The organism is Streptomyces roseirectus (assembly GCF_014489635.1).
GTDB classification, from domain to species: domain Bacteria; phylum Actinomycetota; class Actinomycetes; order Streptomycetales; family Streptomycetaceae; genus Streptomyces; species Streptomyces roseirectus.
On record NZ_CP060828.1, the window covers coordinates 8,404,590 to 8,424,958 of the forward strand.

15 protein-coding genes are annotated in these 20,369 nt (G+C 73.3%); 9 read left to right on the forward strand and 6 right to left on the reverse strand.

What is annotated here, in order from left to right; all coding sequences use genetic code 11:
- The first annotated feature begins 112 nt into the window (after positions 1-112).
- A complete protein-coding gene (locus IAG44_RS36430; RefSeq protein ID WP_246562299.1) occupies positions 113-1,507 on the forward strand; it encodes an NsdA family TPR-like regulatory protein in 1,395 nt (464 codons plus the stop codon).
- Here IAG44_RS36430 and IAG44_RS36435 read toward each other — a convergent pair.
- The 3 genes from IAG44_RS36435 to IAG44_RS36445 form a co-directional block, all read right to left on the reverse strand.
- The gene (locus IAG44_RS36435) at positions 1,495-2,079 is read right to left on the reverse strand and encodes a helix-turn-helix domain-containing protein (RefSeq protein WP_187751336.1); all 585 of its coding nucleotides are present in this window, start codon (positions 2,077-2,079) and stop codon (positions 1,495-1,497) included. The two genes, IAG44_RS36430 and IAG44_RS36435, sit on opposite strands and share 13 nt — an antisense overlap.
- Entirely contained in the window at positions 2,079-2,405 is a 327-nt protein-coding gene (locus tag IAG44_RS36440; RefSeq protein ID WP_187751337.1) for a non-heme iron oxygenase ferredoxin subunit, read from the reverse strand. The genes IAG44_RS36435 and IAG44_RS36440 overlap by 1 nt, the downstream gene beginning before the upstream one ends.
- Before the next feature lie 176 nt (positions 2,406-2,581).
- Positions 2,582-3,481, reverse strand: a complete 900-nt coding sequence (locus IAG44_RS36445) for a LysR family transcriptional regulator (protein WP_187751338.1) — start codon at positions 3,479-3,481, stop codon at positions 2,582-2,584.
- A 122-nt stretch (positions 3,482-3,603) separates the two neighbouring features.
- Here IAG44_RS36445 and IAG44_RS36450 point away from each other — a divergent pair, with 122 nt between their 5' ends.
- The 7 genes from IAG44_RS36450 to IAG44_RS36480 all read left to right on the forward strand — a co-directional run bounded on the left by IAG44_RS36450 (position 3,604) and on the right by IAG44_RS36480 (position 15,132).
- A complete protein-coding gene (locus IAG44_RS36450) occupies positions 3,604-4,992 on the forward strand; it encodes a M20/M25/M40 family metallo-hydrolase (protein WP_187751339.1) in 1,389 nt (462 codons plus the stop codon).
- An 85-nt stretch (positions 4,993-5,077) separates the two neighbouring features.
- Positions 5,078-6,382: an MFS transporter gene (locus tag IAG44_RS36455; protein WP_187751340.1), complete on the forward strand. Its 1,305-nt coding sequence runs from the start codon at positions 5,078-5,080 to the stop codon at positions 6,380-6,382.
- A gap of 60 nt (positions 6,383-6,442) precedes the next feature.
- The gene (locus IAG44_RS36460) at positions 6,443-7,615 is read left to right on the forward strand and encodes a winged helix DNA-binding domain-containing protein (protein WP_187751341.1); all 1,173 of its coding nucleotides are present in this window, start codon (positions 6,443-6,445) and stop codon (positions 7,613-7,615) included.
- Positions 7,616-7,750: 135 nt separating this feature from the next.
- Complete coding sequence (locus tag IAG44_RS36465; protein WP_187751342.1) at positions 7,751-10,633, forward strand: SpoIIE family protein phosphatase; 2,883 nt, start codon at positions 7,751-7,753, stop codon at positions 10,631-10,633.
- A 26-nt stretch (positions 10,634-10,659) separates the two neighbouring features.
- A complete protein-coding gene (locus IAG44_RS36470; protein ID WP_187751343.1) occupies positions 10,660-11,148 on the forward strand; it encodes an RpiB/LacA/LacB family sugar-phosphate isomerase in 489 nt (162 codons plus the stop codon).
- 805 nt (positions 11,149-11,953) lie between these two features.
- Positions 11,954-12,940: an ATP-grasp domain-containing protein gene (locus tag IAG44_RS36475; protein WP_187751344.1), complete on the forward strand. Its 987-nt coding sequence runs from the start codon at positions 11,954-11,956 to the stop codon at positions 12,938-12,940.
- Positions 12,941-13,467: 527 nt separating this feature from the next.
- On the forward strand, positions 13,468-15,132 hold the full coding sequence (locus tag IAG44_RS36480) for a cellulase family glycosylhydrolase (protein WP_425508494.1): 1,665 nt from the start codon (positions 13,468-13,470) through the stop codon (positions 15,130-15,132).
- A 48-nt stretch (positions 15,133-15,180) separates the two neighbouring features.
- Here IAG44_RS36480 and IAG44_RS36485 read toward each other — a convergent pair whose 3' ends face one another.
- From IAG44_RS36485 to IAG44_RS36495, 3 genes are all read right to left on the reverse strand, one after another.
- The gene (locus tag IAG44_RS36485; protein WP_187751346.1) at positions 15,181-17,343 is read right to left on the reverse strand and encodes a sensor histidine kinase; all 2,163 of its coding nucleotides are present in this window, start codon (positions 17,341-17,343) and stop codon (positions 15,181-15,183) included.
- A 247-nt stretch (positions 17,344-17,590) separates the two neighbouring features.
- A complete protein-coding gene (locus IAG44_RS36490) occupies positions 17,591-19,453 on the reverse strand; it encodes a serine/threonine-protein kinase (RefSeq protein WP_246562314.1) in 1,863 nt (620 codons plus the stop codon).
- A gap of 103 nt (positions 19,454-19,556) precedes the next feature.
- On the reverse strand, positions 19,557-19,985 hold the full coding sequence (locus IAG44_RS36495) for an ATP-binding protein (protein WP_187751347.1): 429 nt from the start codon (positions 19,983-19,985) through the stop codon (positions 19,557-19,559).
- Between the two features lie 133 nt (positions 19,986-20,118).
- Here IAG44_RS36495 and IAG44_RS36500 point away from each other — a divergent pair, with 133 nt between their 5' ends.
- Entirely contained in the window at positions 20,119-20,340 is a 222-nt protein-coding gene (locus tag IAG44_RS36500; protein WP_425508544.1) for a DUF397 domain-containing protein, read from the forward strand.
- The last annotated feature ends 29 nt before the right edge of the window (positions 20,341-20,369 follow it).

Sequence of the window (20,369 nt, forward strand, 5' to 3'; positions counted from 1 at the left end):
CCACCCGTGCGGGCACAAGCTGAGCTTGGACGACGCCGGCCCCGTACGGCGGGCGTACCGCTGACCGGTGTGTTGAACATGAGCGGACGTTGAACGTCCGTCGGGGGTGACCGTGCGACGGCTCCGTACACCCAACCGCGCCCTGCGCGCACTCCTCGCCGAGGCCGGCTGGTCCGGCGCGCGCCTCGCCCGCGAGGTCAACTCGCTCGGCGCGGCACAGGGGCTCGCGCTGAGCTACGACCGCACCTCGGTCGCCCACTGGCTCGGCGGCAGCAGACCCCGGCCACCGGTACCGGAGTTGGTGGCGCAGGCGCTGTCGGCACGGCTGGGGAGACGGGTGCGGACGGGGGACATGGGGCTCGGCCCGGTGGGGGAGCGGGGGGCCGTGGGCGGTGGAGTGGCGTGTCTCGACGGGGCGTTGAGCGGGCTCGGGAGACGGGAGGCGTACCTGCCGGGAGGCGCGGGGGAGACGGTCCCGAGGACGGGCGTGACCCTGAAATCCGACGCCGCCCTCAACGCCGGGCCGACCTTCAACGCCGGGGCGTTCCTCGGGGACGGCACCCCGCCCCACGGCCCCCGCATCACCCTCGCCCACGTCGAATCCGCCCGCCACCTCCTCGTCGTCCTCTCCCGCAGCGACGACGTCTTCGGCTCCGGTGCCGTGCGTGAACCCCTGCGGAGGTTCCTCACGACGACGCTGCTGCCGTGGCTACGGGGCGCCATGACCCCCGGCGTGCGCCGCGAACTGTTCACGGTGGCCGCGCAGTTGGCGTACCTGTGCGGCTTCGCGGCGTACGACGGCGGACGGCACGCGTCGGCGCAGCGGATGTACGGGGCGGCGGCGCGCCTCGCGCGGGAGGCGGGGGACGAGGTCGGTCACGCGGTCGCGCTGCGCGGACTGAGCGTGCAGGCCCACCAGTTGGGGTACACCGCCCACGCGCGGGGCCTCGCGGCGGAGGCGGCCCGCATCGGTGTCCGGCACGCGCCGCCGGGTCAACATGCCTTCTTCATCGGCCAGTTGGCGCTCGCCGAAGCCGCCCCCGGTGACACCGCCAGCCTCGCCCACCTGGCCCGCGCCGAACGCTGCCTCGAACGGGCGGGCGACGCGGGGGAGTTGCCGGTCGGCGCGTTCCACCCCGGCGCGCTCGCGCTGCAACAGGCGTACGTCCACCGGGCCAGGGGCGACCACCGGGCGGCCGTCACCGCCCTGGAGACCTCGCTGCGCCACCGTCCCCCGGACGAACGGCGGTCCACGGCCATCACGTTGGCGGACCTCGCCCTCACGCACCTGGCCGTGGGCCACCTGGACCGGGCCTGCGCGGCGGCCCACGCCTTCCTGGACGCCCACCTCACCGTCGCCAGCGCCCGGGTCGACACCCGTCTGCACACCCTGATCTCCCGCCTGCGCCCGCACGCCCGCAACCGCGCGGCGGCGGGCGTGCTGGAGCGGGCCAGACCGGCGCGGCGAGGCACCGGCACGAACCGGACGCCCCCTCACGCCACGTGAGTCACCCGCCGCACCAGATCCGCCCACACCCCGTGCAGCCGCTCCTCCGAGACCCCCCGCCCACGCAGGTGGTCCAGCGTCTCGAAGCTGACCGACGACAACAGCACCAGGGCCAGCAGCTCATGGTCGGCCTCGACCCCCGACTCCCGCAGCAGACCGGCGACATGAGCCCGGAACGCGGTCCCCGCCCCGGAGTCGTTGCGGTGCCCCGGCAGCAGCTCACGCGCGAGAGCGGACCCCAAGTCCCCCTCGGTGACCGTGCGTTGGATCAGCGCCTGCCCGAACGTGACGAGCCGTTCGGGCGCCGGCGCACCGGGCCCCAGCGGCGGCGGCCCGGCCGTGTACGCCTCCAGGAAGTCCGCCTCGGCGTCGTCGAGCAGCGCGAGCAGCAGCCCGTCCCGGTCCCCGAACCGCCGGAACAGCGTGCCCTTCCCGACACCGGCCTCGGCGGCGACCTCCCGCATGGTCACGTGCTCGGGCCCGTGCTCGACGACGAGCCGGCGCGCGGCCTCCAGCAGCCGCTCCCGGTTGCGCGCGGCGTCGGAGCGAGCGGAGTCGGAGGCCGTCTCCATCAGAACTCCCCGGCCACGCGCACGTACACGCGCCCGTCGGCCACCCGCACCGGATACACCGGCACCGGCCGGGTCGCCGGGGGATCGAGGGGCTTGCCGGTGCCGAGGTCGAACCGCGAACCGTGCAGCCAGCACGAGACGCTGCGCCCCTCCACCTCCCCCTCCGAGAGGGACACCGCGCTGTGCGAGCAGATGTCGTGGATCGCGAACACCTCGGACGCCGTCCGCACGACGGCGAGCGGCACCCCCGCCGCCTCGAACCGCCTGGGGACGTCCTCCTCCAGCACGTCCAGCGCACACAGGTCGATGAAACCGCTCTCGGGCACCGTTCTCCTCGCAGGGAATCGCAGGGAATCGCAGGGAATCTCAGGGAAGGGGGGATGGGGGAGGGCTCAGGCTAGTGACGGGAGCACGCCCCGGTAAGGACCTTGCGACCGAGGAGAGTCAGGCGGATCGGCTTAAGCCGGAAGACGGACCGGCCTAAGCCCGAAGTACGACACACCTACACCCCCGGCACCCTCGACAACGCCTCCGCCAGCAGCTCCGCGCACCGCGTCGCCGCCCACGACGGCCGCCGCACCGCCGCCGTCTGCACCTGCGCCTCCCGCTGCCGGAACACCGGATGGTCCACCCGGACGTGCGCCAGCCCCGTGTCGTCGAGGTCACCCAGGTCCCCCACCAGCGCGACCCCGCCGCCCGCGCGCACGAACGCGTACTGCGGGGCGAGCGCGTCGCACACCAGCGCCGCACGCACGCTCAGCCCCTCCAGCCGCACCCCGATGTCGAACAGCTCCCGCTGACTGGTCCCCGGACTGGCCAGCGCCAGCGGATACCCGCACAGCTCCGCGAGCCCCACCCGCTCCCGCCCGGCCAGCTCGTGCCCGCACGGCACGACCGCGGTCACCGGCACCACCACCGCGCACTCCACACGGACGTCGGCCTGCGGCCCCATCGCATAGGTCACCGCGATGTCCGCGAGCCCTTCCACCACCCGCCGCGTCGCCTCCTGACGCGGGACGACGTCGACACGGAACGAGACGTCGGGCCGCTCACGGCGCAGCGCGGCGACCGCCAGCGGCACCAGGCGCCGCGCGAACCCCTCCGCGCAGGCGACCGTCACACTGCGCGCCGCCGCGCCCCCGCCCGTCCTCAACTCCTCGACCAGCGACGCCGATTCGGCCTCCGTGCGGCGCGCGTGGGCCAGCAGCCGCAGGCCCGCCTCGGTCGGTGTCATCCCGCGCGGATGCCGCGCGAACAGCGCCACCCCGAGCCCCGACTCCAGCTTGGCGATCTGCCGGCTGACCGCCGACGGCGCGACGTTGAGACCCTGCGCCGCCTCCGTCACCGAACCCGCGCGGGCGACTTCGAGGAAATAGGCCAGGTTCACCGGCAGCAACTGCATCAAGACCTCCCGAGGGTTGCCGGAAAGAGAACGCGGGGCGTCACAAACGGCAATGGTCGCAGACGCGCGAGCACCCTACTCTGCTGATGCCACACCTCCCGAACGGCTGGAGCAAAGCCCCCGTGACGCCCGAGAAACTGGTCCGCGCGGCCGAGGAGTTCATCGACTCCGGGGCCTTCTTCGCGCAGCTCGCGACGATGGTCTCCTACGCCACGGAGAGTGCCCGCCCCGAGGGCCGCCTTGCCCTGGAGGCATACCTGGACGAGGTCCTGACGCCCGCCCTGACACACCTCGGCTGCGCCGTCACCCGCCACGAGAACCCCTCACCGGCGGCCGGCCCCTTCCTGGTCGGCCGCCGGATCGAGGACCCCGCCCTGCCGACCGTCCTGTGCTACGGCCACGCCGACGTCGTCGAGGGCATGGCCGGACAGTGGAGCGAGGACCGCGACCCGTGGACCCTCACGGCCGACGGCGACCGCTGGTACGGGCGCGGCGCGGCCGACAACAAGGGCCAACACCTCGTCAACCTCGCCGCGTTGCGCCTGCTGCTCGCCGAACAGGGCGCCCTCGGCTTCAACCTGACGTTCCTGTTCGACCCCGGCGAGGAGATCGGCTCCCCCGGCCTCGCCGAATTCGCCGCCGCCCACCGGGAGTTGCTGCGCGCCGACGTCTTCCTCGGCTCCGACGGACCACGCCTGGACGAGACGACGCCGACGCTGTTCCTCGGCGCCCGGGGCGGCGTACAGCTCCTGCTCGACGCCGATCTGCGGCCCGGCGCCCACCACTCCGGCAACCGGGGCGGTGTCCTGCGCAACCCGGCCACCACCCTCGCCGGGGCCATCGCCACCCTCGTCGACGGCCACGGCCGCATCCTCGTCCCCGAGCTGCTGCCCCCACCGGTCGGCCCCGAGGTCCGCGCGGCGCTGGCCGGCGTCGAGGTCGAGGCCGACCCCTACTGGGGTGAGCCCTCGCTCACGCCCGCCGAACGCCTCTACGCCTGGAACACCCTCGAAGTCCTCGCCCTCTCGGCCGGCGACGCCGACCGGCCCGTGGGCGCGATCCCCGGCCGGGCCCGCGCGATCCTCCAACTGAGGCACGTCGTCGGCACGGACGCGGAGAACGCCGCGGCCGCCGTCGCCGCGCACCTCGCCGCGCACGGCTACCCGATGATCGACGTCAGCACCCGGGGGGCGTACCCCGCGAGTCGTACGCCGCTCGACGACCCCTGGGTGCGCTGGGCCCGGCCCGTCCTCGACCGCGCCGCCGGGCGCCCCGTCGCCGTCCTCCCCAACATCGGCGGCGGCCTGCCCAACGCGGTCTTCACGGACGTCCTCGGCCTGTCCACCCTCTGGCTCCCGCACTCCTACCCCGGCTGCCGCCAGCACGCCACCGACGAACACCTGCCGATGGCCGTCGCCCGCGAGGGCCTGGTCCTGACGGTGGGACTGCTGCACGCGCTGGGCAACCCGACGCAGGACCACCCGCTGCCGGTGACGGCGTCATACCCGTAGTACCTGTAACACCCGACCCGTACTCCCCGTAATACCTCCGGCTTCTCCCCCTCCCCGCCGCTGACCGCCGGAAGGACCCCTCCCCGTGACCGCTCCCGCCCCGCAGCCCACGCCCACCCCCGCCCCCACCCGCGCCCCCGCCTCCCGGAGCACCACCCGGGCCATCGCGGCGGCCACCATAGGCAACGCCCTCGAATGGTTCGACCTCGCGGTGTACGCGCTGATGGCCGCGCACATCGGCCGCGCCTTCTTCCCCGGCGACGACCCCGGCGTCCAACTCGTCCAGGCGTACGCCGTGTTCGGCGTGACCTACCTGGTCCGCCCCCTCGGCGGGCTCCTGCTCGGCGCGTACGCGGACCGCCGCGGCCGCAAGAAGGCCCTGATGCTGTCGATCCGGCTCATGGTCCTCGGCACACTGCTGCTCGCGGTCATGCCGGGCTACGGTACGCTCGGTATCGCCGCGCCCGTGGGGGTCGTGCTCGCGCGTCTGCTCCAAGGGTTCGCGGCGGGCGGGGAGTTCGGGGCGGCGACCTCGTTCCTCGTCGAGCAGGACGAGCGCAGGAAGAGCTTCCTCGGCAGCTTCCAGTTCGCGAGCCAGGGCCTGTCGACGCTGATGGCCGCCGGGTTCGCGGCCGGCCTCACCGCCGTGCTGTCCCGTCAGCAGATGGACGCCTGGGGCTGGCGGGTCCCCTTCGTCTTCGGCCTGCTGATCGGCCCGGTCGGCTATGTCGTCCGCCGCTACGTCGAGGACTCCCCGGCCGTCGCCGCCGCGCGGGAGCCCCGGGACAGGTCCCCGATGGTGACGGTGTTCCGCGACCACTGGCGCGGCCTGCTGATCGCGGGAGGCGTCCTGGTCGTCTCCACCGCCGTCAACTTCATGCTCCAGTACCTGCCGGCCTACGGCATCGACGAACTCGGCCTCGACGACTCCCTCTCCTTCACCGCGCTCCTCATCGCCGGCGCCGTCCTCACCTTCGTCACCCCCGTCGTCGGCCTCCTCGGCGACCGCTACGGCCGGCTGCGCCTGATGGTCCCGGCCGCGCTGCTGCTCGGTGCCACGGCGGTCCCCCTGTTCCTGTGGCTGACGGCCGTCCCCTCGTTCCTGACCCTCGCCCTGTGCACGACGATCCTGGGCCTGCTGAAGGCCGTCTACTTCGGCACGCTCCCGTCGGTCATGGCCGACGCGTTCCCGCCGCACGCGCGCGCCACCGGCCTCTCCTTCAGCTACAACACGACGGTCGCCGTCTTCGGCGGCTTCACCCCGACGATCGCGGCGGCCCTGACCCGGGCGACAGGCTCCGGCGTGGCTCCCGGGTACTACCTCCTCGCGACGGCGCTGCTGAGCGTCACGGCGCTGGGCGCGGCGGTGCGGACGGGAACCCTCCGCTGACGAGTGACGAGCCGGGTGCGGACGGGCGGCCTCCGCCGGTGAGCCGGTACTCTCCGCGCCATGACCACCCCCCTCCCGAGACTCACCGACGCCCACCGCCGCGCCCTCCTCACCACCCGCCACCGCCTCACCCCGCCCCTGCGCGCCACCACCCCCGAGGAGGCCACCGCCTCGGTCCTGGCTCTGCACGCGACGGACCCGGCGTCCGTGTACCTCTCGGTGGCGGCCCGTCAGAAGGAAGCGTCCGTCGGGGAGTTGGAGCGGGCCCAGTACGAAGACGGCACCCTGGTGCGGATGCTGTGCATGCGGCGCACGGTGTTCGTGGTCCCCAGGGACCTCGCCCCGGTCGTCGACGCGGCGGCGGCCCGCCCGGTCGCCGCCCGGCTGCGCCGGGACCTCCTCAAGGTGCTGGCCGAACAACTCGGCTACGACGAGGCCAAGTTCACGGCCGTCGAACGCGAGGTCACCACCGCGCTCGCCGCCCTGGGCGAGGCGACGGCCGCTCAGCTCGGGGAGGCCGTACCGGAGTTGGGCGAGCGGATCCTCCTGGCGCCCGGCAAGGCGTACGAGGCGCGGCCGAAGATCGCCAACCGGTTCCTCGGTGTCATGGCGGCGGAGAACAGGATCAGGCGCGGGCGCCCGCTGGGCAGTTGGGCGTCGTCGCAGTTCCGCTGGCGGCTGGTCGAACCGCACCCGGAGCTGCCGCCCGCGCAGGCGAGGGCCGCGCTGGTCACCCGCTACCTGGAGGTGTTCGGCCCCGCGACCACCGAGGACGTCAAGTGGTGGACGGGCTGGAACCTCACCGACACCCGCAAGGCCCTCGCGGAGACCGGCGCCCTGCCCGTCGCCCTCGACCACGGCGAGGGCCACGCCCTGCCCGCCGACCTCGAACCCCCCGCCCCGGCCGACCCCGGCGTCGCCCTCCTGCCCGCCCTCGACCCGACCCCGATGGGCTGGCGCCACCGCGACTGGTACCTCGACCCCGCCCGCACCGCCGGCCTGTTCGACACCAACGGCAACATCGGCCCGACGATCTGGTGGGACGGCCGGATCGTCGGCGCCTGGTCGCAGCGCGCGGACGGCGAGATCGCGACCCACCTGTTCGACGCGGACGTCAGCGCGGCGGATCTCGCCGCCGAGACCGAACGCCTCGCCGCCTTCTTCGGCGACACCCGGATCCGCGCGAGTTTCCGCACCCCGCTGGAGCGCGGACTGTACGACGGCACCCTCTGACGCCCGAACAACACCTGTCACGAAGTCCCCGGGAACGAAACGGGGTTGCCCTCCGCATGGCGCAAGACCCCCGTGACCGGTGAGAATTCTGCGAAGCACGCTTTCGTCCGAGACGTGAACGATAAGGTTCCCAGCATGAACGCGCGGTTGGCTTTGCTCGGCACGGTAGGCCCAGGCATCCCGGAGAGCGAAGTCTTCCGACTGGCCCTCCAGCACGCCGTGGCCGAGCTGGGCGCCCTCGGTGGCACCATCCACCTGCGCGGCCTCAAGTCCCCGCTGCGCCTGGTCTCCTCGACCGGCCTGCCCGAACCCCTCACCCGCGCCTGGGAGATGATCGACCAGAACGGGCCGCTCGCCCCGGCCCGCGCCCTGCACCGGGGCAGCGGCGTGTGGGACCCGCTGCCCGGCGACACCACCGACCCCGCCTGGCCCGGCACCGGCCTCGCCGCCCTCCCGCTGTACCGGGGCGAACGCAGCATCGGCGCGCTCACCCTCCTCACCGGCGACGCCGGACAGCCGACCGCCGCGCAGTGGACCTACCTGCGCGCCCTGGTCGCCTGGGCCGAGGAACGCATGGGCCAGGCCCCGCCGCCCGCTCCCCGCCCGCGCACCGAACAGCACGCCCGGCTGCGGCAGGCCCTCAAGGAGGCCCGCGTCGGCTCCTGGGACTGGGACCTCACCACCGGCGCGCTGCTGTGGGACGAGGCGGCGATGGAGCTGTACGGCACCCACCCCGCCGACTTCACCGGCCACATCGACAGCTGGATCCGCGTCGTCCACCCCGACGACCTCGCCCCCACCCTCGCCCTCGCCGAACGCGCCGTGCGCGAGCACGAGGTGTTCGAGGCCGAGTACCGGGTCCGCAAACTCGACGGCGGCTGGGGCTGGACCCGCACCCGCGGCAAGGCCACGTACCGCGCGGACGGCGAGCCGCACCGGATCATCGGCATGGGCTGGGACAGCGACGACTCCCGCCCCGGCCGCGACGCCCTCGGCCGCGCCCTGCGGCACATGAGCGACGGTTTCGTCGCCGTCGACGACGACTGGCGGATCACCTTCGCCAACCTGGAGGCCGAACGCACCCTCGGCCTCACCGAGGAGGAGCTGTTCGGGCGGACCCTGTGGGACGTCCCCGCCGTCCGGTACGTCCCCGGGCTCGAACAGCGCTGCCGCAAGGCCGCCGCCGAGGACAGACCCAGCGAGTTCGACATCCACCCCAATGACACGTGCCGCCGCTACCACCTGCGGCTCGTCCCCGGCCCCGACGGGTGCACGCTCTACTTCACCGACGTCACCGAGAAGCGCAGGCTGGCCGACGAACGCCGCGCGGGCGAACGCGCCGCCTCCCAACGGGCCGCCCGCATCGCCGAGCTGACGGCCGCGCTCGCCAAGGCCAGCACCTCGAAGGACGTCGTCGAGGCGGTCGCGCGCCGGGTGCTGCCCCCGTTCGCCGCCTCCGGGCTCCTCGTCCAGGTCATCGAGGACGAACGGCTGCACAACGTCGGCGCCGTCGGCTACCCCGAGCGGTTCCTCGCCGAGATCGAGGGGCGCCGCCGGGCACCGCGCGACCCGTCCTGGGACGCCCTCACCCACGGCACCCCGCTGTTCCTGTCCAGCGTCCGCGAACTCGTCGAACGCTCACCGCAGTTGGCGGGCATGCCGGAGCGGGCGGGCAAGGAGGCGTGGGCGTTCCTGCCGCTCACCGCGTCCGGGCACACCTTCGGGATCTGCGTCGTCTCCTTCGACCGGCCGCGCCGCCTCACCGACGAGGAACGCACCCTGCTCGCCACCATCAGCGCCCTCGTCGCCCAGGCCCTGGAACGCGCCCGCCTCTACGACGCCGAGCACACCCGGTCCCGCGAACTCCAGCGCAGCCTCCTGCCGGACGCGCTGCCCGACCTGCCCGCCTGCACGACCGCCGCCCGCTACCTGCCCGCCGGTGAGGGCATGGACGTCGGCGGCGACTGGTACGACGTGATCCCGCTGTCCGGCGGGCAGGTCGCCCTCGTCGTCGGCGACGTCATGGGACACGGGCTGCCGGAGGCCGTCACCATGGGGCGGCTGCGGACGGCCGTCCACACCCTCGCGGACCTCGAACTGCCGCCCGACGAGATCATGGGCCACCTCAACGACATCGTCGGCGCGATGGGCGAACGCTCCTACGTCACCTGCCTGTACGCCCTGTACGACTCGACGAACCAGACCTGTTCCCTCGTCCGCGCGGGGCATCCGCCGCCGGCGCTGGTCCACCCCGACGGGACCGTCCACTTCCCCGACACCGCCGTCAACCCGCCGCTCGGGGCCGCGAAGCCGCCCTTCGAGTCCGCCGAACTCGCCGTGCCCGAGGGGAGTCTGCTGGTCCTCTACACGGACGGGCTCGTGGAGTCCGCGACCCGCGAGGTCGACCAGGGGATGGCCGACCTCGGCGGGCTGCTGCGCGCCGCGCACCGCGACGGGAGCGCCGCCGACCTCGAAAAGCTCTGCGACAGGATCACCGCGCGGCTGCTGCCCGCCGACCAACAGGCCGCCGACGACGCCGCGTTCCTCGTCGCCCGCCTCCACGCGCTGCCCGCCGAGAAGATCGCCTCCTGGTGGCTCCCCGACGACCCGCGCGCCGCCGGCCAGGCCCGCGGACACGTCCGCGACCAACTCGCCGCCTGGCACCTCGACGACCTCATCCCCACCACCGAACTCCTCGTCAGCGAACTCGTCGGCAACGTCGTCCGCCACGCCCGCGGCCCCGCCCGCCTGCGTCTCCTGCACGGCACCGACCTCGTCTGCGAGGTCTTCGACGGCAGCCTCACCATGCCCCGCATCCGCCGCGCCACCGACACGGACGAAGGTGGACGCGGCCTCCAACTGGTCACCGCCCTCGCCCACCGCTGGGGCACCCGCTACACCGCCACCGGCAAGTGCATCTGGACCGAACAGCCCCTCACCGCCCCCGACTTCCTCCCCCTCTTCCCCGAATTCGACGGCGACCTGGACAAACTGCCGTTCGGCGACGAGGACTGGTAGGAGCGGCCCCTCAGTAGGCTGGCCTCATGCGTATCTCAGCCTCCTCCGACATGGACGAACCCGTCGCCCGCGCCCTCGTCGCCGAGCTGCGGCGGCGGGGCCACGACGTGATCACGCACGGCGCGCTGCGCGAGGGGGCCGACCCGCAGTGGGCGTTCTGCTCCGAGGCCGCCGCGCGGGATGTGGCCGAGGGGCGCGCCGAGCAGGCCGTCGTGTGCTGCTGGACCGGGACGGGGGCGTCCCTCGCCGCGAACAAGGTGCCCGGCGTCCGGGCCGCCCTGTGCGGCGACGCCTACACCGCCGACGGCGCCCGCCGCTGGAACGACGCCAACGTCCTCGCCCTCGGCCTGCGCCTGACCTCAGAACCGGTCCTGAAGGAGATCCTGGACGCCTGGTTCGCGGCCGTCCCGAGCGGCGACGAGGACGACCGCCTGAACGTCGCCCACGTCAACACCCTGGACGGCAGCGGCGTCAGCGTCACCGAGACGGACGACGCTCTCGGCGGGGCCGCCTGAGCGGCCCGGACACGGCAGAGCCCGCCACCCCTGTTCGAAACCGGTCGCCGAGATCTGCCCCCGCCGACCCGCATCGCGCCACAGGAGGAGCCCTGCGCGGCCGGCACGCAGAGGGAGCTGGTCGGCGAAGGCGTGTGGGCCGGCCGGCGTCGACCTCGCCCCGGGCGACCCGACGCCGGGACCAGGGGTGCGAGACGGTGACGCCGATGTCGTCGAACCGCACCCACAACCGTCCGCGCAACGCGTGGTGCAGCAGCACCGACGGCCCCGCCCCCCACGAGCGGGCGCCTTGACGATCCCGGAGGCGGCCACGGCGACCCGGCTCACCACGGTCTCCCCGGTACGTGTACTCAAACACGCGATCCGGGGAAGCCGTCTGTTGTAGGCCGACCGTGTGGCGTCAAACGCCGTGAGGCAAGCGGGAGTTGGGGCGGGAAGGGGCTCAGGGGTCGCCGCGGGGCATCCGGAGTTTCGCGGGGCGCACGGCAGGTGCGTCCGGCGCAGAGGCAGGGTCAGAGCGCCGGGGCGCGTGCGCCCTGGCCCGGTCCGCCACCGGGCGCCTACTGTGGCGCCACAGCCCTGCGGCGCGGGACCGGCGGGGCGATCCGCAACACCTGGCGGACCCCGGCGGACCCCGGCCACGGCCAGGCCGGCCGGACCCGCCCCCGAAGCCGTGCCCGCGTCGCCGCCCCCGGCGGACGGGACACGGACACCCCGCGCGACAGGCACCATCCGTGACACCGCACGCGCCACGGCGCCGACCACCCGCGCCGCGAGCGCGCGCCGAGAGCATCAGGAGGCCGCTGTGTCCCGACCCCGCATCGCCCTGATCGCCGACCCCACGTCGCCCGAAGGCTGCCGGGAATACCTCGCCGAGGCGGCCGAACTGCTCACCGGCACCCCGCCCGTCCGCATCGACTCCCGGCACTTCGAGCGGGGCGGCGGCGGACGGGGCGTACGCGACGGCGACCGGTTACGCCTCCAGGTCCCGCAGGAGGACCTGGACCTGGTCCCCGACGTCGTCGTCCTCTACGAGATCCCGCCGCACCGACGCGCCGCCCTCGCCGACTTCCAGCTCCTGCTGGAACGCTGCGGCACGGTCACCCTGGGCACCGGCCCCGACGCCTGGCGCACGGCGACGGAGAAGAACCTCACGGTGGAGCGCTTCCGGCGCGACGGCATCGCCCAGATGGAGACGGCCGTCCTGTCCCGCCCGACCGCCGCCGAGGCCCGGGACGCCTTCGAGCGCCTGGGCGGCGACACCTGGGCCCGCCCGGTCGTCGGCACCGGCGGCAACGACACCTTCCACGTCACGACCCCGGACCGGCTCGCGGAGGCCGTCGCCTACTATGCGGGCCTGGACACCGACTGGCTGCTGTCGAAGGACGCCGGGAACGTCACCGCCGACGGGCAGCGCCACCAGTTCCGCGTCTTCGTCCTCGGCGGCCGGATCGTGCACGCCCGTGAACACCTCCAGCCCGAGGACGACACCCCCTGCAACACCTGCCAGGGCGCGACGCCGGTCCACCTGGGCCCGCATGGCCTGCCGCCCCGCCTCGCCGAACTGGCGATCGCCGCGACGGCGTCCGTGGGCCTGCCGTTCGCCGGGGTGGACCTGGCGGTCGAGAACGGCGGCGTCGTCTTCGAGGTGAACGTGCAGCCCGCCTTCGTGGACGGCGAACTCCCGCTGGTGGCCGTCCCGTACATCGAGGCCCACCTCGAAGCCCTCGAACTGGCGGGCGGCGCACGGCCGTTGCAGCTCAGGCGGGGAGACAGGCTCCCGTCCCGGTGACGTGACATGACGGCCGGAGCACCCGACCGACGTGCTCCGCCCCGACCGTCACCGGGACGGGGTCCAACAGTCCCGACACGCCGGGCCGTTGGACCACAGGAGGACAGAAAGCGGCGGCGCGGCCGGGGATTCCACCCCGGCCGCGCCGCCTTGCGTGTCTGCTCCGAGCTCAGTAGGGAAGCGTGCGCCCCGACGGGGTCCGCAGGTCCTGCGGCTCCGGTCGGCGGGGGCCACGGGGATGCCTGTTCAACTGGATCCTCTTCACGTCCGCCTCCTCGTCCCCCGCAGCACGGGCCGTTCCCGACTGCCGTGCGCTCGGGCGTGTTGACCTTCTTGGGGCCGGTCATCCCCATCTCACGGCCGGAATATGCCGACCGGCCGCATCGAATCTCCGCAGGTCCCGACGGTGCACGGATGAGCCCGTGCCGCCTCTCTTGACGTGTACTTGGCCAAGTGGGTTTATGGGAGCGCTCCCATGTCACTGTCCCGCAGCCTGAACCTCTTGGCGCTCACTTACTGGAGCCGCAGTGAGAACAACAGCCGCAGCGAGAACAACCAGAGCCCTCTGCCGGAAAGTGCTGGCCGCCCTCCTCGGGGCGCTCCTGCTCGGCGCACTCGCCCCCGCAGCCGCCCAGGCGGCGACCGCGCCGGGCGTCAGGGCGACCGGCCTGCACATCAGCAACGGCCGCCTGCTGGAGTCCAATGGCAACGATTTCGTCATGCGCGGCGTCAACCACGCCCACACCTGGTACCCGACCCGCCTGAACCAGTCCCTCGCCGATATCAAGGCGTTCGGCGCCAACACCGTCCGCGTCGTCCTCGCCGACGGCCACCGCTGGACCGCCAACACCGCCTCCGACGTCGCGAACGTCATCGCCCAGTGCAAGGCCAACCGCGTCATCTGCGTCCTGGAGGTGCACGACACCACCGGCTACGGCGAGGAGGCCGCCGCCGGCACCCTCGACCAGGCCGCCGACTACTGGATCGGCCTCAAGAGCGTCCTCGCCGGACAAGAGGACTACATCGCCATCAACATCGGCAACGAGCCCTGGGGCAACACCAACCCCGACGGCTGGACCGCCCCCACCATCGCCGCCGTCAAGAAGCTCCGCGCGGCCGGATTCCAGCACCTCCTGATGGTCGACGCCCCCAACTGGGGCCAGGACTGGCAGGGCGTCATGCGCGCCAACGCCCAGTCCGTGTACGCCGCCGACACCACCGGCAACCTCATCTTCTCCATCCACATGTACAGCGTGTTCGACACGGCGGCCGAGATCACCGACTACCTGAACGCCTTCGTCGCAGCCAAACTCCCGCTCCTCATCGGCGAGTTCGGCGGCCCCGCCGACCAGTACGGCGACCCCGACGAGGACACGATGATGGCCACCGCCCAGCAGCTCGAACTGGGCTACCTGGCGTGGAGTTGGAGCGGCAACACCGATCCGATCCTCGACCTCGCCCTCAACTTCGACAAGAACAACCTGAGTTCCTGGGGTCAGCGGATCTTCAACGGCGCCAACGGCATCGTCAGCACCTCCAAGGAGGCGACGATCTTCGGCGGTGGTCCCGGCGGCGACACCCAGGCGCCGACCGCGCCCGGCACGCCCACGGCCTCCTCGGTGGCCGCCAACTCCGTGGCGCTGACCTGGGCCGCGTCCTCCGACAACGTTGGCGTGAGCGCTTACGACGTCGTCCGGGTGAACGGCGGCACGGAGACGGCAGCGGCCGCCTCCACCACCAACTCGGCGACCGTGTCCGGGCTCTCGCCGGCCACCGCGTACACGTTCGCGGTGTACGCGCGCGACGCCGCCGGCAACCGCTCCACCCGGTCCGGCACCGTGAACGTGACCACGGGCCCGCCCGCACCCGGCCAGTCCTGCTCCGTCGGCTACCGGGCGGTGGGGGAGTGGCAGGGCGGCTTCCAGGGCGAGATCGTCATCAGGAACACCGACACGACCGTCGTCAACGGCTGGACGCTCGGCTTCTCCTTCGCCGACGGGCAGACCATCAGCAACATGTGGGGCGGCACCGCCACCCAGTCCGCGGGCGCCGTCACCGTGAAGCCCGCCAATTACACCGCCACCATCCCGGCCGCCGGGTCGGTGACCGTCGGGTTCATCGCGAACAAGGGCGCCACGAACAGCGCTCCGGCCTCGTTCACCCTCAACGGGACGAGCTGCGCGAAGAGTTGACGGTCCGTCACAGACAGCCGGGGCGTGCGCGGCGCGCCCCGGCCCCCGTCAGTCCTTCGTGGGTGCCTTGGCGGGCGCTTTGGCGGGTGCCTTCTTCTTCCGCCGGCGCGCCAGCAGTTGAGGACGCTCCACCTGCTCGACCTTCTCCGCCGGGTCCGCCGGCGTGTGGTCGCTCCACGACTCGTACGCCGAGAACGGGTCCGCCACGGCCCCCCGCGCCGTGTCCGTGCGGCGCAGGGTCAGCGTGTCGGAGTCCGGGAGAGCCTGGTCGGTGACCGTCGCCGGGAGCAGCACGAGGGACGTCGTGCCGGACCGGGCGGCGGAAGGCCGCAGTTGGACCCGCACGCCGTGGCGGTGGGCGAGGCGGCTGACGACGAAGAGGCCCATGCGCTGGGAGGCGGTCTCGTCCGGCGCCGGGGGATCGGCGAGCTTGCGGTTGATCGTGGCGAAGTCCTCGGGGCGCAGCCCGATGCCCTGGTCGTGGATCTCGACCATGACACCGCCGTCCGGGAGCCGTGTCGCCAGCACCCGCACCGGCGCCTTGGGCGAGGAGAACGACGTGGCGTTCTCCAGGAGTTCGGCCAGCAGGTGGACCAGGTCGGTGACGGCCGGGCCGCCGATCCCGACGTCCGGGATGCCCGCCAGCTCGATCCGCTCGTAGCTCTCCACCTCGGAGCAGGCCGCGCGCACCACGTCGACCAGGGGCAGCGGCCGGTCCCACTGCTGGGAGGGCCGGTCGCCGCCGAGGACGAGCAGGTTCTCGCCGTTGCGCCGCACCCGCGTGGCGAGGTGGTCGAGCCGGAACAGGTTCTCCAGCTGCTGCGGGTCGGTCTCGTGGTCCTCCAACTCGCCGATCAGGGCGAGCTGGCGCTCCACGAGCGACTGGTTGCGCTGCGACAGGTTGGTGAAGATGGCGCTGACCTGCCCGCGCAACCGGGCCTGGACGGCGGCGAGATGGGCCGCCTCGCGGTGCACGTGGTCGAAGGCGCGGGCCACTTCGCCGATCTCGTCCGTGGAGGTGATCGGGATCGGCGCCACCCGGGGGTCCACAGTGTGCGGGTCGTTGCGCGACAACTGGTCGAGGAGCGCGGGCAGTTGGCGTTCGGCGATGTCGATGGCGGACGCGCTCAGGCTGCGCATGCCACGGCTCGTGAGGCGCGCCATCCAGGCCGCGAACACGAACGCGAGGAGGATCGCCGCCAGCACCAGCGCGCCCGTGAGGATCGCGTCGTCGCGCGAACTGTCCGCGATCGCCATGGAGTTGGCGAGCGCGCTGTCCACCAGCTGCACCTGGACGCTGCGGTAGGCGTCGAAGCCGAGCGTGGACGACGCGAAGAACGACTCGGCGGTGATGCCCTCCCGCGCGAGTTCGTCCGCGCTCGCCCCCGAGGAGATCCGCTCGATCATCGTGGCGATCGTCGGTGGCGGCACATAGGCGCGCCCCGCCGCCTTCGCCTCGGCGGCGGCCTGGGCGTTGCGCTCCTGACCGCGCGCCTGCGCCGTCGCGAGCGCCTGCTGGAGGCGGGTCGTGTCGTCGGGGGTGCCGGCCGCCGCGTACTCCCGCAGCGCGACCTGTTCGAGATAGGCGTACGACCTGAACGCCGTGAGCTGGGCGGCGAGTTCACCCCGGCCGAGCTTGCCCCGGTCGCCGACCAGGAGGTGGGTGCCGATGGACCGGATCAGCGACTCGGCGGCCTGCGTGAGGGAGATCGCGTACAGGGAGCGGCCGAAGCTCGACTGGTTGGAGCGGCCGTACCCCAGCTCGTTGGACATCTCCATCAGCGGGTGCTGGACGGCGTAGTAGCTCTCCTCGGTCTGCACGCCGAACGTCCGCTCGGTGAAGGCGGCGGCCCGCACCTTCGGCAACTGCCGCTCCCCGGCCCGCACCAGCGCGACCCGGCGTATCAACCGGTCCTCCTGCGGCATCCGTTCGACCGCCTCGGTGAACGCCTTCGCGTCGGCGTCGGTGACCTGGCGCGCCTGGACGACGACCGGTGCGTCCCGCTCGCCGTTCAGCAGCGGCACGACGGACACGTCCCGCTCGTTGATCGCGTCGCTGGCGTACTGGCTCGCGGCGCGCACGAGTTCGGCCACCCGGACCGCGTCGTCGGCGTCCCGCCACGTCTGGAGGGAGGCGTTGACGCGGATGGAGCCGAGCACCAGGGTCACGAGCACCGGGAGCAGCAGCGCGGCCCGAAGCCGCCTGGCCACAGGCCAGTTGCGGGTGAGGGATCTGCTCCGGGGCTCGGTCCCCGGCGCGTCTGCTGCGGTGTTCGGCAAGTGCGTCCCATTCGGTTCCGAGCCGTCACGCGTCCGGACGGGGTGGGGCGGGGCTCGATCTGACGTGGCCAATTCTTAGCATCGAGCGATCGCCCATGTGCATCGTTCGGCCCAAGCCGTCCAAGTTTCACATAAACCGGCCGGTGCCCTCGACCTGCGTGTCAGGTCGGCGGGCAGCTCACCCGGAGCGCAGCGCGCTCCACGTCGCGCGGTCCACGGAGCCGGTCTCCGCGAGCCCCGCCGCGCGCTGGAAACGCCGCACCGCCGCCTCCGTCCCCGGCCCGTAACCGCCGTCCTCGCCGCCGGTGCTGTAGCCCTTCGCCACCAGTAGGCACTGCGCCTGCTGCACCTTCTTGCCGCTGGCGCCGGGACCGACCGGGCCGTTGCCCGCGTAGTAGGCGCAGCCGGCCGGTTCGGGTTCCGGGGTCGGCGACCCGGCGGTCGCGGAGGGCTCCGGGCCGCCGGGGTCGGGCGAGGCGCCCGGGTCGGCGGAGGCGGACGGGCTGTGCTCGGGCGTGGCGTCCGGACCGTCCGAGACGGGTGTCGTGGGGCTCTCGCCGCCGTCCGTGCCGGTCTGGGACCCGCCCTGCGGGTCGGAGATCGCCTTGCCGCCCGGCGAGCGCGACGCCGACGCGCCCGGGGAAGGGCTGCCGCCGTCGGCGGTCACGACGCTCTTCGGCGGGGCCGCCGCCGCGGGGGTGCCGGGGCGGGTCAGGACGAACGTCCCCGCCGCGACCGCGCACAGGGAGACGCCGGTGGTGGCGATGATCAGCCGCTTGCGACGCCGACGACCGGGACCGGCGACAGCGGGCCCCTTCTCCCCGGACGCCGCCTTCCCGCCGGGCCCCGTCGCTTCCCCGGACCCCGCAGCCGCCCCCGACCCCTTCTCGACCGCCGGTTCCGCCGCCTCGTACGCCAGCGAACCCGGCGTCTGCGCGACCCCGTTGTCCGCGACGTCCGGGATGACGACGGCCGGCGGCGCCGGACGGCTCACCGGCCCCGGCGGAGGCGTCGCGCCCAGCGGCGGACGGTGACCGCGCGGCCGCAGCAACGGCACCCGCTCCACCGGCATCTCGTGCAACACGTCGTACGCCTCGCGCAGTTCACGCACCCGCGTGGCCAGCGGCTCGGGCCACAGCGCGGTGCCCAGACGCGGCGCGGCGGCCTCGGTCAGGGCCTGCGGGACGGGACGCTCGGCGGGGTCCTTGGCGAGGCAGGACGCCAGCAGCGCGCCCAACTCGGGGTCGGACGCGGAGACTTTGGCGAGGACTTCCGCGTCGGGTTCCTCGAACGCCACCCGGTGCATGACGTCCACCCCGGTGCCGTCCCCGAACGGCGCCCGGCCCACGGCCGCGTAGATCAGCGTCCCGGCGAGCGAGAACACGTCGGACGCCGCGTCGCAGTGCCCCGTGCGCAGGTACTCCGGCGACATGTACGCGGGCGTGCCGACCCGGTTGCCCGTCCCCGTGATCGCGCTGACGTCGACGGCCTTGGCGATGCCGAAGTCGATGACGTGCGTCCCCTGGTCCGAGAGCAGCACGTTGGACGGCTTCAGGTCGCGGTGCACGACATGAGCCTCGGCCAACACCCCCAGCGCCTCGCCGAGTTCGGCGACGAGCCGCCACACGGCGGCCGTCGGCAGCGCGCCGTCCTCCCGCACGGAGTCGGCGAGGTCGAGCGCGGGCAGGTACTCGGTGGCCATCCACAGGAGTTCGGCCTCGAAGCCGGTACCCCGTAAGCGCGGCGCGCGCGGTGTGCGGATCCGGTCGTGGACCAGCGCCTCGCGCTCGAACCGGCGGCGGAAACGGGGGTCCTCGGCGTACTCGGGCCGGATCACCTTGACCGCGAAGAGCCCCGGGCCGTCGTCCGCCGCGCGCCCCAGATACACCCGGCCCATGCCGCCGCTGCCGAGCAGCGCGAGGGTCACGTACGGGCCGACCCGCCGCGGGTCCCCCGGCCGCAGCGGCGCGGCGCCGGTCCGCCGGAGGGCACCGGCCTCGTTGGTCACCGAGCCGGGTGGGACCGGTTTCTGGTCTGACACAGATCAACCCCGAAGTGATGTTCGCCGTACGTCAGTTCGTTTGGACGGGAGCTACGAGGCTAGCCCAGTGTCGCAGGTGACGCCGGTGATTCCACCGATCGGATCAGGCCGGACCCCGGGTCGCGAGCATGGCCCAGACGGTCTTGCCCACAGGCGAGCGTTTCGTCCACCCCCAGTGCTCCGACAGCGCCTCGACGATCCTGAGTCCCCGGCCGTGTTCGAGGAGCGGGTCGACGGTGGGCGGGTACACCGGCACGTCGTCGCTCTGGTCCGTGACGGCGCACATCAGGTGCGCGGGACGCAGGGTGAGCCGCAGGCGTACGTCACAGGTGTCGGCGTGCGGCAGCGCGTGCAGGACGGCGTTGGCGGCGAGTTCGGTGACGACCATGACCGCGTCGTCCAGACAGTGGTCCAACTGCCAGTCGTCCAGCGTGCGATGGGTGAAGTCACGGGCCTCGGCGAAGCCCTCCCGGCTGCCCGTGAGATCCAGGGTCGCGGACTTCGCGGCGGGGAACTGGGCGCGTGGCGGCACGGTTTCTCCCTGGGACGACGTCGGAACAGGGCTCTGGCACACCGGTTGACGGCCTGTTTATTATCCACGGTGTCGATGGCCCCGTGCAATTTCACGGGAAATTGCCCTCACCGCCTAGGAGGCAGCCGTGCCGGTGGAGAACGGAGTACGGGCGAGCTCGCTGGACGCCCGCTGGACCAAGAGCCGCCACAGCAACGCGACCGGCAACTGCGTCGAGGCCGCCGCCCTGCCCGGCGGCTACGTCGCCCTGCGCAACTCCCGCGACCCCGACGGGCCCGCGCTCGTCTACACGCCGGAGGAGATCACGGCGTTCCTCGCGGGCGTGAAGGACGGCGAGTTCGACCATCTCCTGTGAAAAACCCGGCAGTTGAGGCGCCCGGTGTG

Bases quoted from the DNA above. Each gene is read 5' to 3' on its own strand.
- IAG44_RS36465 (WP_187751342.1), top strand. From the start codon at position 7,751: ATGAACGCGCGGTTGGCTTTGCTCGGCACGGTAGGCCCAGGCATCCCG.
- IAG44_RS36435 (WP_187751336.1), bottom strand. From the start codon at position 2,079: ATGGAGACGGCCTCCGACTCCGCTCGCTCCGACGCCGCGCGCAACCGG.
- IAG44_RS36445 (WP_187751338.1), bottom strand. From the start codon at position 3,481: ATGCAGTTGCTGCCGGTGAACCTGGCCTATTTCCTCGAAGTCGCCCGC.
- IAG44_RS36460 (WP_187751341.1), top strand. From the start codon at position 6,443: ATGACCACCCCCCTCCCGAGACTCACCGACGCCCACCGCCGCGCCCTC.
- IAG44_RS36470 (WP_187751343.1), top strand. From the start codon at position 10,660: ATGCGTATCTCAGCCTCCTCCGACATGGACGAACCCGTCGCCCGCGCC.